Below are 14,454 nucleotides of genomic sequence, written 5' to 3' on the forward strand. Positions count from 1 at the left end.
CTTGCGCCGATACCGGCTTCACGCCAGCAGAATGCGCGACAATTCGTCAAACGTGCGCTCGGCCTGCCCGAACAGCGCCAGCCAGTGCGTATCGGTGAGCGCCAGCGCGCGCCAGGCGGGCGACAGCGGCGGCACCAGCGCCTCCTCGCGCCCTGCCAGGTCCAGCGCGCAGGCGACGGCATTGGCCACATGCACCAGCAAGGGCAGGCCGATGGCGTCGAGGCGTGCCAGGTGGTGCTGGTCGGCGACGGCCTGCTGTATCGCGGCGGGAAACTTCCAATAGGCGGCCAGCGCGCTGCCGACCTGCGCATGGTCGATTCCCAGCACCGCCTGCTCCGCCTCGACCATCTGGCAGTCATGGCGCTGCCGGTAGCTGCGCGCCAGCGCATGCGCGTCGGGAAAGCGCGTCGCCAGCACCAGCGTACCCAGGTCGTGCAGCAGGCCGGCCGTGAACGCGGTCTCCGGATTGAGGTGCAGATGCGGCGCCAGCAGGCGTGCCACCACCGCCGTGGCCAGCGAGTGGCGCCAGAATGCATGGAAATCGAAGCCGGGCACGGGCGCGAAACTGCCTGTCAGGGCGCAGGCGGTGACGACGCTGCGGATGCTGTGAAAGCCAAGCACGGAGACGGCTTGCGCGATGCTGGTGACCTTCGACTGCATGCCGTAAAACGAGGAATTGGCGATGCGCAAGGTCTTTGCCGCCATGGCCTGGTCCAGCTCGATCTTGTGCGCCAGCCTGTGTATGTCGATATCGCTCTGTTCCATGCTCGACAGCAATTCCAGCAGCACCGCTGGCAGCGACGGCAGCTCCTGGATTTGCCGGATGACATCGTCAAGCATCAAGGGCGTCATGCGTCTTCCCCCTGGCGGTAGCGCTGCAGCAGGGCCAGCAGCCCGGCCCCGGCGGCGCCGGGCGGCGTGCCGCGGAACAGGATCGGCAGGCGTGCCAGCTGTTGCTGGCGCGCGGCATCGGCCTGCGCCCTGGCCATGACGTCGTCCGGGACATCGGCGACGATCCAGCAGTACCCGACCTGTCGCCTGCGCAAGGCGGCCAGGCTGGCGCTGCTCAGCACTGCGCCTTGCGCCAGCAGCACGGCGCCATGCTCGTCCGTCAGCGCGCGCGCCAGCACGGCGCCCTCGCCTGCCTGCTCCAGCCGTACTTCGCGCTCCGGCGCAGTCATGCTGGCGCTCCTGTGTGGCACAGCGTCACCAGGCTGCCGCGCGAGCGCGAATGCGCGCCCATCGCGTGCCGCGCCACTGCATAGGCCTTGCCGCCGATGATGACCTGGCGCTGCGCAGCGGCATGCGGTTCGAACAGCTGTGGCAAGGCCAGCGCCGCGTCGCTGCCCAGCAATGCCGCGCCGCGCTCGAACAGGCCGGCGGCGGCCGCATTGACAAAGGCGATCATGCCGTCCTCGTCCAGGCACAGTACCGGCAGCGGCAGCAATTGCAGCAGCTCGCGGGCGATGTCCAGGCTGACTTCACTACGGCTGATCTGATGCTGTTGCTGGTGCAGCAAGGCCTGCATGGCGGCATTGGCGGCGGCCAGCGCCAGGTTGGCTTCGCGCAACTGCTGGTTCAGGCGCGCGTTGTCGTCGTCGATGCCCTTCAGGCGGAACGCCTCGGCAATATGGTCGCGCAACTGCTGGTCGTCCCACGGCTTGGTCAGGAACTTGAAGATGGCGCCCTCGTTGACGGCATCCGTGACGGCTTGCAGCTCGGTATAGCCCGACAGCATGATGCGCATCGTCTGCGGATACAGGAGTTTGGCCTTGCGCAGGAAATCGGCGCCCAGCATGCCCGGCATGCGCTGGTCCGAGACGATCACGTCGACCGCATGGCTGGCCAGCAGGTCGAGCCCTTCCTGTCCGCTGCCGGCCGTCAGGATATGGTAGGCGTCGCGCCGCAGCAGGCGCCTGAGCGCAGCAAGAATATTTTGCTCGTCATCGACCAGCAGCAAGGTGCGCTGCGGCGCCAGCCGTTCCGGAGCGCCGGCCAGGGCCGACGCATTGTGCACATCCATCGGACCATCCTGTTGTCGCGACAGCGACATCGGAGCTTGCCTGTGAGGGAACCGCTGCGCGGATCATGCCTACGCAACAGTCTGCTTGCCTGAAATTATACGGCTATATTCCTTTTTGGCATGCATTACTTGACGACAATTATTTGGCGGCGGGACAGGGCATATCGCGGTAGAAGACAAAGCCGCCCACGCCGATGGTTTGCGTGTCGGCCCTGACGCTGTACACCAGCGCATTCTTGTCCGCCTCGACACGCAGCAGATTTTTATGCAGCGCTGCGTTGGCATGCGCGCTGGCCAGCTTGGGCCAGGGCTGCAGGTCCAGCCGCAGTTCCGAGCTGGCCGGGTCGTACGACCAGCGGCCCGGATTGAAGAAGGCAAAGCCGCCGTCGAAACGCAGGCGGCCGTCCTTGAACTGGGTCAGGCAAATGCCGGGAAATTCGCTGGGCGGGTTGTACCAGGTGGCGGCCACGTCGCCGCTTTGCGGCGCGGCCTTGCCGGGCATCTGCAGGCCGGCTTTGCCACCGCCCTGTCCCAGCATGCCGGTGCAGCCGGCCAGCAAGGCCAGGGAAGACAGCATCGCTGCCGTGGTGATCGTCTTGATATGCATTGCGGTTCCGTCGTTGAGCTTTCCAGAACAGCAATCTTAGAGCGGCAGCGCCGGCCATTCAAGCGGCCAGCGCACATAAGGACAAATTAGTTGCCGCCGGCCGCCTTGGCCGCCGCTTCGCGCAGCTTGTCCTTCTTGCTCTTGCGCGCACCCTTGACGCCGCCATTGACCGTGTCCGTCACGGCGCTGACAGGCGTGGGCAGCTCGGTCGGCTCGAAGCCGGCCACCACCTCGCGCACGATGCGCAGGTCGTTGCGGTTTTCGATCAGGCGGAAATGCGCTTCCGTGTCGGCCGTGACGAAGCTGACGGCCATGCCGCTTTCGCCGGCGCGTCCCGTGCGGCCGATGCGGTGCGTGTAGTCGACCGCCGAACGGGGCAAGTCGTAATTGACGACCGCCGGCAGGCCGGCGATATCGATGCCGCGCGCGGCCACGTCGGTCGCCACCAGCACTTGCAGGCGGCCCGCCTTGAAGTCGGCCAGCAGCTGGCTGCGCGTGCCCTGGGAAAATTCGCCGTGGAATGCGCCCACGTGCAGCCCCGCGCGCTGCAGCTTGTCGGCCACGTGTTCGGCCGCATACTTGGTGGCGACGAACACCAGCACGCGCTCCCACTGGTGCTGCAAAATCAGGTAGCGCAAGAGCTGCGTGCGGCGCGGCACGTCCACCGTGACCGCGCGCTGCACGATATCGGGCTTGTCCTGCGGCTCGGAGGCCACTTCGATGCGCACCGGGTCGGCCAGCAGGCTGGCGGCCAGCGCCTGCACGCTGTCGGGGAAGGTGGCCGAAAAAAACAGGTTTTGGCGTTTAACGGGCAGCAGCGCCAGGATCGCATTGATCTCGTCACTGAAACCCATGTCGAGCAGCCGGTCCGCTTCGTCCAGCACGAACAGCGACACGCCACCCAGTTTCACCGCATTGTGCTTGACCAGGTCCAGCAGCCGGCCAGGCGTGGCCACCACGATATCGGCGCCACCGCGCAAATCCATCATCTGCGGATTGATCGACACGCCGCCGAACAGCACGGCAATTTTCAGCTTGACGGGCAGCGGCTTGGCCAGTGCATGCACGGTCTGCCCCACCTGCGCGGCCAGCTCGCGCGTGGGCACCAGGATCAGCGCGCGCACCTGGCGCGGGCCGCTGGCGGGTGCCATCAGCGCCTGCAGCAGCGGCAGCGCATAGGCGGCCGTCTTGCCGGAGCCCGTTTGCGCCGCGCCCAGTACATCGCTGCCGCGCAGGATGGCGGGGATGGCTTGCGCCTGGATGGCGGTCGGCGCGGCATAGCCGGCCTTGTCGACGGCGCGGACGAGTGCGGGAATCAGACCCAGTGAGGAAAATGGCATGGCGGGCCTTCTTGTATTCTTGAAAAGGCGCCAGTATAAAGCAATGCCTACTGCCTGGGCATTTGCCGCACAGGGAAACCGGTTTCGTCATAGCCCGGCATGCCGCGCCGGATCGCATGCGAAAAATCCGGATCGCCGTTGGCGGCCCGCGCGCGCGCCGTGATATGGCCGCCGTCGCGCAACTGCTGGAAGGTGAAACCGGGCACCAGGCCGCGCACGTCGAACAGATAGCGGTCGAGGTAACCGGAAGCGAGCAGCCGGTAATCGAACGGCAGGCCCGGCACGATGCGGCGCGCCATCTCGAACACGATGGTGGTGCAGTTGGCCGTCAGGGTATTGTAGAACTGCGGCTTGCGCTTTAGCTCATCGGCTTCGTCCAGATAGGCCAGGAACAGCGAGCGCATGGCGGCGCGCGGCATCATCACGCGGTACAGATGGATGTCTTCGCCGCGCGCATTGGTGCGCACGCGCACGATATCGCGCTCGTCAGCCGCGATCAGGCTGGTCTCGAAATGCTTGAAGAAGCCGCCGATGGCGGAAAAGCTCTCGCCCTTCTCTTTCCTGATCTCGATCGAGAAGGTGAGAAAACGCCCGTCGGCAAAGCCGAACGACACCAGCGTATGCGCGATCAGCGGGCCGGTCCAGTAAGACAGGGCCGTGTCGACCGTGCGCAGCTCGTCGAGATTGTAGCTGCGCTGTTCCCACTTGACCGTGTAATCGTCGTCACTGCGCCAGTCGAAATTGCGCACATTGTCCAGGGTCACCACGCTGCCCTTGACGCTGCCCGTCACATTCCTCGCCACGTCATCGGCCCAGCTGCGGTCCTGCATTGGTGCGATCAGGCTCCACCACAACAGCAGCAACACGAAGCCGCCCGCATATGGCAGCAAGGTGCGCGCGCTGCCGCGCGCCCACCACAGCGCGATGCTGCCGACACCGAGCGCCGCCCACAGCAGCGCGCCGATGGTCTGCGCCGGCATGCCGCCGGCCAACTGGTACCACAGCGCCAGCGCGCCCCACATGGCGGTCAGCAGGATAACAAGGGAAGCGGCCAGTTTGCCGATGGTGGCCAGTACGGAGCGGGCGCGCGGTGATAGGAATGTCATGGCCGAATTATAGGGGCAAGCCAGTTTTCAGGGCCTTTCAACTGTCACGCGATCGATTGCTTGATCGGCCGGTGCAGCAACAGGCATTAGAATGAGCGATCTCTTTCCTTCCAAAAAGACTGACCCATGCATCCAGCCATCCCCATCCTGCGCAGCTTCTGCGAAGCCAAGGCGCGCGAGTTCTATTGCCAGTTCCTCGGTTTTACGGTCGACTGGGAACACCGCTTCGACGCGACGGCACCGCTCTACCTGCAGCTGCGGCGCGGCGAGCTGGTATTGCATTTGTCCGAACATTATGGCGACGCCACGCCGGGCGCTGCGCTGCTGATCCCCGTCGACGATATCGCCGCGCTGCACGCCGAATTGCTGGCGAAGGACTATCCGTATGCGCGTCCCGGCGTGCGTGACGAGGACTGGGGCCGCATCATGGAAATGGCTGACCCGTTCGGCAACAAGCTGCGTTTCTGGCAACGGCTGGGGCAATCATGATGACCGGCAAATACTGTGCACATTGATCAAATTCCTGAGGCGCCAAAGGCAAGCCGATGCATTCTTGGCGGCAGATTCGGGTTACACTACAATATTGCGTTATAGCAATTTATAGGGGAGCACCTGGTGCTGGTCATACTCGGATTTATCGTCGTGCTGTTTTCCGTCTTTGGCGGCTTTGCCCTGCAGGGCGGGCATCTGGCGGCGCTGTTTCAGCCGCTGGAGCTGCTGATGATCGGCGGCGCGGCGCTGGGGACTTTTTTTGTCGGCAATGACGCCAAGGCCATCCGCGCCACGTTTGCCGCCATGCCCACGCTGTTTCACACGGCCCAGTACACCAAGGCGCGCTACCTGGAGCTGATGGGGCTGATGTATGACGTGCTGAGCAAGATCCGCAAGGAAGGGCTGATGTCGATCGAGGACGATGTCGACGACCCGTACCGCAGCCCCGTGTTCACCAAGTATCCGTACACGCTGGGCGACGAGCACCTGCTGGAATTCATCACCGATTATCTGCGACTGATGGTGTCGGGCAATATGGACGCCTACCAGATCGAAAACCTGATGGACAACGAAATGGAAACCCATCACGAAGACGCGGAAATGCCGATCCAGACGATTTCGCAGCTGGCCGACGCCATGCCCGCCTTCGGCATCGTCGCCGCCGTGATGGGCGTGGTGCATACCATGGCCTCGGTCGGCCTGCCGCCAGCCGAGCTGGGCGTGCTGATCGCGCAGGCGCTGGTCGGCACCTTTATCGGCATTTTGCTGGCGTACGGCTTTATCGCGCCGCTGGCCAGCCTGCTGCGCCGCAAGCACCATGAAACCACCAAGATGTACCAGTGCGTGAAAGTGACCTTGCTGGCCAGCCTGAACGGCTATGCGCCGGCGCTGGCGGTCGAGTTCGGCCGCAAGGTGATTTCAGCCACCGAGCGGCCGTCGTTCAGCGAACTGGAAAGCCACGTGCGCCAGGTCAAAACGCGCAACTGAAGCCGCGCGGTCACGGCTCCGGGCAGCTGACCTGCTGCTCGTTATACAGGCTCATCGGCACGCGCTGGCCATCGACCTCCAGCTCCTGCACTTTCGGCGGCACCAGCGCAAACTGGCCCGCCTGCAGCTTGTCACGCAGGGGCCGGCAGCGCAGGATCTCGGTCGGAATCTGTCCCCGCGCATACCAGCCGCCCTCCTCTTTTTCGGCCAGCAGGACCGATGAGGCACGCGGATCGCTGCTAATCAGCAGCACCTCCTGGCGGCCGTCGCCATCGAAATCCATGGCGTACGCATCGCACTGCTGCCCTGCCCGTTTCAAGCAGGCCGGCAGGCGCCAGCCCGGTCCCGCCTGGCTCCAGTCCTGCTGCAAAAAGCTCTGCGGCAGCGTCACGCCGGCCGGACGCACGGTCAGGTTGATCGCCACATCGCTGAGCGCGCCCGTTTCATCGAAACGGTTTTCACGCATCAGCATGGCCGTGGCGCGCGCGCGGATCACGGCCGCGTCAGGACCGGTATTGCGCATCGTCAGCTCCTGCAAGGCAGCCTGACCATAGCGCGCACCCTGAAAGCGCAGGTATTCGAAATCGAACTTGTCGGCGCCCACCTTGCCGCTGTCCAGACGCGCCATCTGGCTGGCCACCGACAGGCGGGCCGGGTCCATCACCGGCGAGAACAAGGCCGCCATCACCAGCAGTGTGATGAAAGCGGTACCGACATTGACATTGGCAATCCAGTTCAGCCAGTCGCCATACCGGCTGGCGGCCCATGCATAGCCGGTCGCGTAGCAGCTGGCGACCAGCAGGCAGGCAGCCGCGATCAGCCGCTCCGCCGTCCAGCCATGCGCCATCACGCGCAGGGTCAAGGCATAGATGGCAATGCCGACCAGCCACGGCAGCAGCAGGCACGACAGGCGCGTGCCGAAGCGGATGCCGCGCGCCACGCCCAGGCCCGCTTCGCCATTCTGGAACGCGGCGTTGATCAGCACCACCAGGAGGCCCGCCATGCCCAGCAGCACGGAGGCCGCATGGCGCGTCGCCCACAGGCGCTCGAAGCCGATAAACGGTAACGTGAGCAGGAAACTGGCCACCAGCACGGCGGCGATCGGCATCAGCCACGACAGCAGCACCAGCAGCAAGGTACGGATGCCGCGCACGATGGACGGGCGCACGTCGGTGATATGGATCGCGAACGAAAACGCAAAGCACAGCACCGGTATCACGAACCAGGGCTGGACCAGCAGCTTTTTCAAAAAGTTCAGTTTGATCAGCAAAAACAGCTGACCGCCCAGCCACAGCACCAGCACCAGCACCGCCACGAACAGCAAGGAAAACAGCAGCTGGATGCCAAGCTTCCAGGCAATTTCAAAATAGGTGGGATAGCTGGCCAGGCGGCGCTGGTCCTGGGCGCTGGCCAGCACCAGCGCATGGGCGATATACAGGCCCGCCACGCAACAGCCGAACAGTTGAATGGAAATGACGCGCAGCGGCGCGCCGGGCTTGTAATTGCCCCATATAAAATGCTCGGCGCCGCGCGCCACGTCGTGCAGCGCCAGCGCCGTCAACACCAGCGCCACGCCCGCCATCCACACACCGATACGGCGCAGCGACAGATGGCCCAGGCTCGATACCAGCAGCACCGGCAGCAGCAAGCCGATCAGCATCAGCGGCGCCAGCAGATAAGGCTGTGTGGCCGGCCAGGCCTTGTCCTGCGCCGCGCTGTACAGCCAGTACAGCAGCAGCCCCTGCAGCAAACCCGCGAGCAGGCGCGTGACGGCAATGCGGGGCGCGACTACCGGATCGAGCAAGACGGTAGGGTTGCCAGTGGGGGCTTGCTGCATGGGAATTCCTTGGTGGTTGATACTGAAACGCTGCCGCATTATTGCATTTCGTTATGCCCGCCTCAAGCCGGACGCACGCAGCGGCAGGCTTTGCGCCACACCCCAGGCCAGTTCCGGCACGATGAACAGCCACAGCACGGGCTCGCCTGTTGCCAGCAACGCCCACCCCATCCACAGTGTAAACAGATAGCGGGCGGCCGCATCGTAGCGCCCGAAGCGCGGCTGGGGGTCGGCAATGCGCAGCGCCGACCAGACCAGCACCACGCTGCCCAGCAGGCAGCCGATCAGCAGGTGAAATGGCGCAAATGGCGGCAACGGTGCGCCGCCAAGCAGTATGTTGACGGCGCTCAACTGGTCGCGCAGCAACGACAAAGTCCACGGCGTGGCGAAGGCGCCCGTCATCAGCACATCGTAAATGGCGCTGGCGCGCACCAGGCGGCGAAAAGCAGCAAAGGAAAACATGCAGACACTCCTGTCAGACAAGAGCCACCATGCTGAGGGCTGGAGTACACTCCATGGTCAAGCAATTTCAAGGATAATCATGCAGATCGGCGCGATGGCGCAGGCCACGGGACTGAGCCGTGACACCCTGCGCTTCTATGAAAAACGCGGCTTGCTGCGCGCGCGGCGCGGCGCCAACGGCTACCGCGACTATCCGCCCGAGGCGGTTGACTGGCTGCGCTATCTGCGCACCGCCCAGGAACTCGGTTTTACGCTGGCGGAAATCGAGGCCGACATGCCGCTGCTGGCCTCGGCCGGCACGCCCGAAACAGCCGGGTTGCTGCGCGCCGCCCTGGCAAAAAAACTGGCCGATATCGATGGGCGCATCGCCGGCCTGGCACAGCTGCGCGCGGAACTGGCGCGGCGGCTGGGAACACCGATGCAGGACTGTCCGCTGCAGGGAGCCGATCATGCGGCTGGCTAGACTGTTGCCCTTGCTGTTGCTGCTGGCGGCAGGCGCGGCCAAGGCGGAACTGGCGTGCGGCGACCTGCTGGCCGGGCTCGGGAAAACACCTGCTTACCTGGTGTTTCAAGGCTGCCAAGCGGAGATGGGACTGCAGGACCAGCCCCTGGTCGCGCGCTACCGGGTCGATGGCCGGCATGCGCTGCAGGCGGAACGCCATCTGCAGCGCCATTATGGTTTGCCTGAACTGAAACGCTATTGCTGTATGTGGGACAGCACGCCGCACTCCTGGCGCGACCGCCGCACAGGGGTCGCTTACATGCTGGTCATGGCCTCTGGCGAAACGCTGGTGCGCACACGGGCCGACTGGCCACAGATCGACTTTTTCGAAGTCAGCGTCAAGGCCTACGCCCACGATCCATAACCGTTCAACAGCGTTCAGTCCAGTTCATGGCTGGCCACCAGCACCCCATCGGCGTCGGCATAGATCCAGTCGCCCGGCGAGACGGCCACGCCGCTGATTTGTATGCGCACGTCGCGCTGGCCGGCGCCCGTCTTGCCGCTCTTGCGCGGATGGGTGGCCAGCGCGCGCACGCCGATCTGGCAGACACTGAGTTCATCGCAGTCGCGGATACAGCCATCGACCACGATGCCGGCCCAACCGTTGTGTTCTGCCAGCACCCCCAATTGGCCACCCACCAGCGCGCGGCGCAGGCTGCCGCCGCCGTCGATCACCAGCACGCGGCCCTGGCCCGGCTGCTCCAGCTCGCTGCGCACCAGGGCGTTATCTTCATGCACCCGCAAGGTGGCGGCCGGGCCGCAGAAGCGCTGCTTCTGGCCAAACGAGCGATACACGGGCGGCAATACCGCCAGCGTACCGTTGTCCAGCATGGCGGCATAATCGTCGCACAGGTCGGTCGTGGCAAAAGTCATGGCGGCTCCAATGTCAGTGCATATGGTCATGATTTTATGCCTTTTGCAGCGCCAACGCGCGCGTTTTTCCACCGACCCCGACCGCCGTGACAATTGCCAGCGCCTGGAACACGCCGATAAAGACGAAAACCCATGCGGGATGGTCGCCATCCATCAGCGCGCCAAACAGCAAGGGGCCCACGGCCAGGCCACTGTCGAGACCCGAATACACCACGCCATACACGCGGCCGGTCGCGTTCGGTGGCGCGGCCGCCCGTATCATCAGGTCGCGCGACGGCCCCGCCACGCCGGAGGTCAAACCAATGGCCCCCATCAGAACCACCGCCCCCCAGGCCGGCACCAGGTTCATGCCCAGCAGCACGGCCAGCAATGCCGCCGCCGAAAACGCGATCGTCACGTTGCGGTCCGGATGGCTGCTGCGCGCGCCGACCACGCCGCCGGCCGCCATGCCGACCGCCGAGGCCAGCATATAGGCTGTGTAGGCACTGGTGGCCAGCGCCAGGCTCATGCCATACAGTTTCACCAGCGCCACGCTGGCAAAGCTCTGGATGCCGCCCAGGGCGATGGCGGTAATAAAGAAAAACGCAAAACACATCCACACCGCGGGCAGGCGCAGGAAGGCCAGCGTGCCTTCGACAGGCGCGCCACCCTTGGCGGGCACGGCGGCCTTCAACGGCTCGGGGCGGATCGCGTGGCGGTTCAGGAACAGCACCAGCAGCACGCCGAACGGCAGCACGGCCGCGCTCATCAAGGCCACGCGCCAGTCGTAATGGGTGGCCACATAGGTCATGAACACGGGCGCCAGCGCCCAGCCGATATTGCCGCTGATGCCATGCATCGAAAAGCCATACGCCACGCGCGCCGGCGAGACGCGCTGGTTCAGGATGGTGTAGTCGGCCGGATGGAACACGCTGTTGCCGGTGCCGGCCAGCATGGCGCCCAGCATCAATTGCGTATAGCTGTGTGCATGGGCCAGCGCCAGCGCCGACAGGCCCAGCAGGAACATGCCGGAAAACAGCACGGCGCGGGCGCCGAAGCGGTCGACCACGAAGCCGGCCAGCGCCTGCCCCACGCCCGAGATAATGAAAAACACCGTCATCAGCAGGCCCAGTTCCGCATACGACAGGTTGAAGGCGGGCTTGAGCCAGACGAACAGCGCCGCCAGGATCAGGTGATAGAAGTGCGAGACGCCGTGTGCCAGCCCGACCAGGCCGATCACGCGCGCGTCGCTGCGCAAGGTGCTTGTTGTTGTCATGTCATCCCCTGATTTATACTTGTCAGCTTGCAGTGTATGCAAATTACTATCGCCTGTTTTCCGATAGAATGACATTTTTTAGTGAATTTACGCCAAGCTGATGGCTGTCCCTATCCTCCACCATACGCGCATGTGTCCGCCGCGCGAAGCGCCGAGCGCCGCCATTCCCGTGACCATGATCGCGCGCGACCTGCAGCCCGATGAATTCCTGCTGCCGCACAGCCATCCGTGGGGCCAGGTGACGCTGGCGCTCGACGGCGTGCTGCGCATTACCGCGCTGGGCAGCAGCTGGATCTTGCCGCCCATGCGCGCCATCTGGATTGCACCGCATGTCGAGCATGAAGTCACGATCCTCGAAAAAACCCGGCTGCGCCCGCTGTGCGTGCTGGCCGAACGCGCGCCGTTCGCGGGCCAGGACTGCAAGGTGCTGGAAGTATCAAGCCTGCTGCGCCAGCTGATCATGGCGCTGGAGCAACTGGACCCGGGCCAGGAACCGGCGCGCGAAGCGCTGCTGGCCGAGCTGATCCTCGATGAACTGAAACGCTCGGGCACGCGTCCGATCCGCGTACCCTTGCCGACAGATAAACGATTGAAGACGCTGTGCGCCAGCCTGATCGACCAGCCAGGCTCGAACCAGACGCTGGAACACTGGGCGCAGCAGGTCGGCGCGTCGGAACGCACGCTGGCGCGGCTGTTTGAACGGGAGCTGGGATTGAGTTTCGGCCAGTGGCGCCAGCAAGTGCGCCTGGCCCACGCGGCGCCGCTGATCGCGCGCGGCGTGCCGCTGTCGCAGGTGGCCGAAGAGCTGGGCTATGCCAGCCAGTCGGCGTTTTCGGCCATGTTCAAGAAAACCTTCGGCAGCACGCCATCGGCATTTTTTGCGCAGCGCGAGCAGCGATAGTATCAATTTATCCCAAGGGCAGAGACTGGGGTCGGACCCTGAGGGTCCGACCCCGGCATTTGCTGCCGGGTTTGATTACTTCACGCCAGAAAATCAAACAGCGAGCTTTTACCGGTATACCCTGGCAACACCGACCCGATGCCCATTTCTTCCTGCGCCGAATACAGCTTCACCAGCGCTTCGGCCTGAGCCGTCAGTGCCTTGGCCAGTTCCGTCTTCTTGGCGTTCAGGGTGGTGATTTCCTTGCCGACTGTTTGCACTTCTTTGGTGATCAGGCTTGAAGTACCGGTCAGTTCGCCGATCTTCGTGCCGAACTGGTCGGCTACGCCCTTGCCGTTATTGGTAAACAGCTTGCTGACGGCGTCCGGGTCGGCGTCGATGGCGGACTTGAGCTTTTTCTCGTCCAGCACCAGTTCGCCGCTCTTGCCCAGCGTGATGCCGGCGCTGGCCAGCACCGACACCGGCACGCCATTGCTGGCCGTGCGCAGCACCTGCGACATTTGCGTGGTGGCTTGCTTGAGGGCCGTGTCGTACTTCAGGTCGCCTTCCTGCAAGCTTTGCAGCTTGGTATTGAGTTCGTTGTAGGCCTTGACGAAACTGGCTACATTGCTGCCGATCTGACTGCTGTCCTTGGCCACCACCAGGCTGGTTTCGCCCTTGGCTTTCAGTTCGACCGTGACGCCGTCGATGGCGCTGGCGAGGGTGTTGCTGGCGCTTTTGACTTCCTTGCCGGCCACGCTGGCCAGCGCATCCTGCGCGGCGCTGGTCTGCTGCATGCCCTTGCTGGCGCTGGGCGAATACGTCAGCAGGTTGCTGATGGCCGCGTCGCCGGTGACGCTGATGCGCATGCTGTTGTCCGCGCCGCTCTTGCCGTTCAGGCTCAGCGTATAGCCGTCGTCACCCTTGATGACGCTGGCGTCGACGCCGGCTTTTTTCAGCGCCGCAGCGATGCCGTCCAGCGTATTGTTGCTGCTGTCGATGGTCAGCGTGATGGCCTTGCCGTCGCCGGCTGAAAACTGCTTGCCGTCAACGCTGCCCAGTTCGATCTTGATCTGTGCGCTGGCGCCGGTGCCGATCGCCGTGTTCGATGCCTTCTGCGCGGCGGTAGCCAGCGTCTGGCCCTGCGCCAGCTGTTTGACATCGATCGCATAGCTGCCGCTGGCGGCCTTGTCGCTGGTGGTGGCGCTGACCACGCCTGCGGTGCTGGAAGTGGCCGAGGTGGCCAGGCCGCTGCCGGCCATGTTCTGCGCCACGCCCTGGAACTTGGCCAATGCCGACTGCAGCTGCCCCAGCGCCGACAGCTTGGTCTGGTCGCGCGTGAGGTTGTTATTGAGTTTGGTGACGCCGGTATTTTGCGACAGCATCTGCTTTTCGACCTTGGCGTACACTTCGGCCGAGGGCGTGGCCTGGGTCGCCGTATTGGTATAGGCTTTGCTGCTGGTAATCGTCGAGTTAAACATGGTGGGCATTCCCGTCCGGTGTAAGTCATAACACACGGTTCAGGTCATGACCGCGCGCCTCGCGAGAGGCAAGGCCAGGCGCATATGGCGCAACGGCATTCCTCTACTGATTGTTCATTATGCAGCATTACTGAAATACCAAAACAGCGAACAGAGCGGCTTTTGCCACACTGCACCTATTTTAGCGCATGAACTTCGAGATCGCGCTGGTGACAGCCATATCGAGACGCATGAAGGTCAAACCGACCTTGAAGCCGGCGCTGCTGAAGATGCAGTGCGATATGGCGCAGCGCGCTTCGATGATATTCGGTTTGCCATCAAAAAACAGCTCGAACAGCACTTTGCCCTGCGCGCCGGCCTGTACCGGCTCGGCCACCACGGCCGACATGCCGCCTGGCCCGACATCGATGGTGCGCGCCGCTACCGGCCCCGCACCGTCCATGATTAACATTGCCTTGGCGCGCAAGATCTTGCGCGCGCTCTGCCTTTGTTCTACTGACACTGTATTCGCTCTTCCAGAAATTCAAACAATGCGCAATGACTGCACATACCCATCGGGCGAATATTATAGTTGTAAACGGAAATTTCGTTTGAGCTGATGCAAACTTG

Annotated in this window: 17 protein-coding genes; 5 read left to right on the plus strand and 12 right to left on the minus strand. The window is 64.0% G+C overall.

Features of this window, described 5'->3' with window-relative positions:
* Nucleotides 1-18 precede the first annotated feature (18 nt).
* From RTQ46_RS01975 to RTQ46_RS02000, 6 genes are all read right to left on the minus strand, one after another.
* Complete coding sequence (locus RTQ46_RS01975; protein ID WP_312434267.1) at nt 19-852, minus strand: HDOD domain-containing protein; 834 nt, start codon at nt 850-852, stop codon at nt 19-21.
* Nucleotides 849-1,181 carry a hypothetical protein gene (locus tag RTQ46_RS01980; RefSeq protein ID WP_312434268.1) on the minus strand — a complete coding sequence of 111 codons (333 nt, stop codon included), beginning with the start codon at nt 1,179-1,181 and terminating at the stop codon, nt 849-851. The genes RTQ46_RS01975 and RTQ46_RS01980 overlap by 4 nt, the downstream gene beginning before the upstream one ends.
* The gene (locus RTQ46_RS01985) at nt 1,178-2,023 is read right to left on the minus strand and encodes a response regulator (RefSeq protein WP_312434270.1); all 846 of its coding nucleotides are present in this window, start codon (nt 2,021-2,023) and stop codon (nt 1,178-1,180) included. Before RTQ46_RS01985 ends, RTQ46_RS01980 begins: the two co-directional genes overlap by 4 nt.
* A 139-nt stretch (nt 2,024-2,162) precedes the next feature.
* The gene (locus RTQ46_RS01990; RefSeq protein WP_312434271.1) at nt 2,163-2,630 is read right to left on the minus strand and encodes a hypothetical protein; all 468 of its coding nucleotides are present in this window, start codon (nt 2,628-2,630) and stop codon (nt 2,163-2,165) included.
* An 86-nt stretch (nt 2,631-2,716) separates the two neighbouring features.
* A complete protein-coding gene (locus tag RTQ46_RS01995; protein WP_312434272.1) occupies nt 2,717-3,970 on the minus strand; it encodes a DEAD/DEAH box helicase in 1,254 nt (417 codons plus the stop codon).
* Between the two features lie 47 nt (nt 3,971-4,017).
* Nucleotides 4,018-5,076 (minus strand): DUF4105 domain-containing protein, encoded by a 1,059-nt coding sequence (locus tag RTQ46_RS02000; RefSeq protein WP_312434273.1) that lies wholly within the window; start codon nt 5,074-5,076, stop codon nt 4,018-4,020.
* A gap of 126 nt (nt 5,077-5,202) precedes the next feature.
* Here RTQ46_RS02000 and RTQ46_RS02005 point away from each other — a divergent pair, with 126 nt between their 5' ends.
* Together RTQ46_RS02005 and motA are read left to right on the plus strand one after the other, a co-directional pair.
* A complete protein-coding gene (locus RTQ46_RS02005; protein WP_312434274.1) occupies nt 5,203-5,565 on the plus strand; it encodes a glyoxalase superfamily protein in 363 nt (120 codons plus the stop codon).
* Nucleotides 5,566-5,691: 126 nt separating this feature from the next.
* On the plus strand, nt 5,692-6,555 hold the full coding sequence (motA, locus tag RTQ46_RS02010) for a flagellar motor stator protein MotA (RefSeq protein WP_312434275.1): 864 nt from the start codon (nt 5,692-5,694) through the stop codon (nt 6,553-6,555).
* A 10-nt stretch (nt 6,556-6,565) separates the two neighbouring features.
* On the opposite strand, the gene RTQ46_RS02015 is transcribed toward motA, so the two are convergent.
* Both RTQ46_RS02015 and RTQ46_RS02020 read right to left on the minus strand, forming a co-directional pair.
* A complete protein-coding gene (locus RTQ46_RS02015) occupies nt 6,566-8,392 on the minus strand; it encodes a DUF4153 domain-containing protein (protein ID WP_312434276.1) in 1,827 nt (608 codons plus the stop codon).
* Between the two features lie 51 nt (nt 8,393-8,443).
* Nucleotides 8,444-8,854, minus strand: a complete 411-nt coding sequence (locus tag RTQ46_RS02020; RefSeq protein ID WP_312434277.1) for a hypothetical protein — start codon at nt 8,852-8,854, stop codon at nt 8,444-8,446.
* A 79-nt stretch (nt 8,855-8,933) separates the two neighbouring features.
* Between RTQ46_RS02020 and RTQ46_RS02025 the strand changes: the two genes are divergently transcribed.
* Together RTQ46_RS02025 and RTQ46_RS02030 are read left to right on the plus strand one after the other, a co-directional pair.
* Nucleotides 8,934-9,317, plus strand: a complete 384-nt coding sequence (locus tag RTQ46_RS02025) for a MerR family transcriptional regulator (RefSeq protein WP_312434278.1) — start codon at nt 8,934-8,936, stop codon at nt 9,315-9,317.
* Nucleotides 9,304-9,720: a DUF4952 domain-containing protein gene (locus RTQ46_RS02030; protein ID WP_312434279.1), complete on the plus strand. Its 417-nt coding sequence runs from the start codon at nt 9,304-9,306 to the stop codon at nt 9,718-9,720. Before RTQ46_RS02025 ends, RTQ46_RS02030 begins: the two co-directional genes overlap by 14 nt.
* 14 nt (nt 9,721-9,734) lie before the next feature.
* Here the strand turns inward: RTQ46_RS02030 and rraA are convergent, their stop codons facing one another.
* A complete protein-coding gene (gene rraA / locus RTQ46_RS02035; RefSeq protein WP_312434281.1) occupies nt 9,735-10,229 on the minus strand; it encodes a ribonuclease E activity regulator RraA in 495 nt (164 codons plus the stop codon).
* 34 nt (nt 10,230-10,263) lie between these two features.
* A complete protein-coding gene (locus RTQ46_RS02040; RefSeq protein ID WP_312434282.1) occupies nt 10,264-11,484 on the minus strand; it encodes an MFS transporter in 1,221 nt (406 codons plus the stop codon).
* Nucleotides 11,485-11,584: 100 nt separating this feature from the next.
* On the opposite strand from RTQ46_RS02040, the gene RTQ46_RS02045 reads away from it, so the two are divergent.
* Complete coding sequence (locus RTQ46_RS02045; protein ID WP_312434283.1) at nt 11,585-12,385, plus strand: helix-turn-helix transcriptional regulator; 801 nt, start codon at nt 11,585-11,587, stop codon at nt 12,383-12,385.
* A gap of 80 nt (nt 12,386-12,465) precedes the next feature.
* On the opposite strand, the gene fliD is transcribed toward RTQ46_RS02045, so the two are convergent.
* Both fliD and RTQ46_RS02055 read right to left on the minus strand, forming a co-directional pair.
* Nucleotides 12,466-13,845: a flagellar filament capping protein FliD gene (fliD, locus tag RTQ46_RS02050; protein ID WP_312434284.1), complete on the minus strand. Its 1,380-nt coding sequence runs from the start codon at nt 13,843-13,845 to the stop codon at nt 12,466-12,468.
* Between the two features lie 181 nt (nt 13,846-14,026).
* Nucleotides 14,027-14,347: a PilZ domain-containing protein gene (locus RTQ46_RS02055; RefSeq protein ID WP_312434286.1), complete on the minus strand. Its 321-nt coding sequence runs from the start codon at nt 14,345-14,347 to the stop codon at nt 14,027-14,029.
* Nucleotides 14,348-14,454 lie beyond the last annotated feature (107 nt).

This window comes from Janthinobacterium sp. (genome assembly GCF_031995485.1).
In the GTDB taxonomy this organism is placed as follows: domain Bacteria; phylum Pseudomonadota; class Gammaproteobacteria; order Burkholderiales; family Burkholderiaceae_D; genus Janthinobacterium.

Bases quoted from the DNA above. Each gene is read 5' to 3' on its own strand.
- RTQ46_RS01975 (WP_312434267.1), bottom strand. From the start codon at position 852: ATGACGCCCTTGATGCTTGACGATGTCATCCGGCAAATCCAGGAGCTG.
- RTQ46_RS01980 (WP_312434268.1), bottom strand. From the start codon at position 1,181: ATGACTGCGCCGGAGCGCGAAGTACGGCTGGAGCAGGCAGGCGAGGGC.
- RTQ46_RS01985 (WP_312434270.1), bottom strand. From the start codon at position 2,023: ATGGATGTGCACAATGCGTCGGCCCTGGCCGGCGCTCCGGAACGGCTG.
- RTQ46_RS01990 (WP_312434271.1), bottom strand. From the start codon at position 2,630: ATGCATATCAAGACGATCACCACGGCAGCGATGCTGTCTTCCCTGGCC.
- RTQ46_RS01995 (WP_312434272.1), bottom strand. From the start codon at position 3,970: ATGCCATTTTCCTCACTGGGTCTGATTCCCGCACTCGTCCGCGCCGTC.
- RTQ46_RS02000 (WP_312434273.1), bottom strand. From the start codon at position 5,076: ATGACATTCCTATCACCGCGCGCCCGCTCCGTACTGGCCACCATCGGC.
- RTQ46_RS02005 (WP_312434274.1), top strand. From the start codon at position 5,203: ATGCATCCAGCCATCCCCATCCTGCGCAGCTTCTGCGAAGCCAAGGCG.
- RTQ46_RS02015 (WP_312434276.1), bottom strand. From the start codon at position 8,392: ATGCAGCAAGCCCCCACTGGCAACCCTACCGTCTTGCTCGATCCGGTA.
- RTQ46_RS02020 (WP_312434277.1), bottom strand. From the start codon at position 8,854: ATGTTTTCCTTTGCTGCTTTTCGCCGCCTGGTGCGCGCCAGCGCCATT.
- RTQ46_RS02025 (WP_312434278.1), top strand. From the start codon at position 8,934: ATGCAGATCGGCGCGATGGCGCAGGCCACGGGACTGAGCCGTGACACC.
- RTQ46_RS02030 (WP_312434279.1), top strand. From the start codon at position 9,304: ATGCGGCTGGCTAGACTGTTGCCCTTGCTGTTGCTGCTGGCGGCAGGC.
- rraA (WP_312434281.1), bottom strand. From the start codon at position 10,229: ATGACTTTTGCCACGACCGACCTGTGCGACGATTATGCCGCCATGCTG.
- RTQ46_RS02040 (WP_312434282.1), bottom strand. From the start codon at position 11,484: ATGACAACAACAAGCACCTTGCGCAGCGACGCGCGCGTGATCGGCCTG.
- RTQ46_RS02045 (WP_312434283.1), top strand. From the start codon at position 11,585: ATGGCTGTCCCTATCCTCCACCATACGCGCATGTGTCCGCCGCGCGAA.
- fliD (WP_312434284.1), bottom strand. From the start codon at position 13,845: ATGTTTAACTCGACGATTACCAGCAGCAAAGCCTATACCAATACGGCG.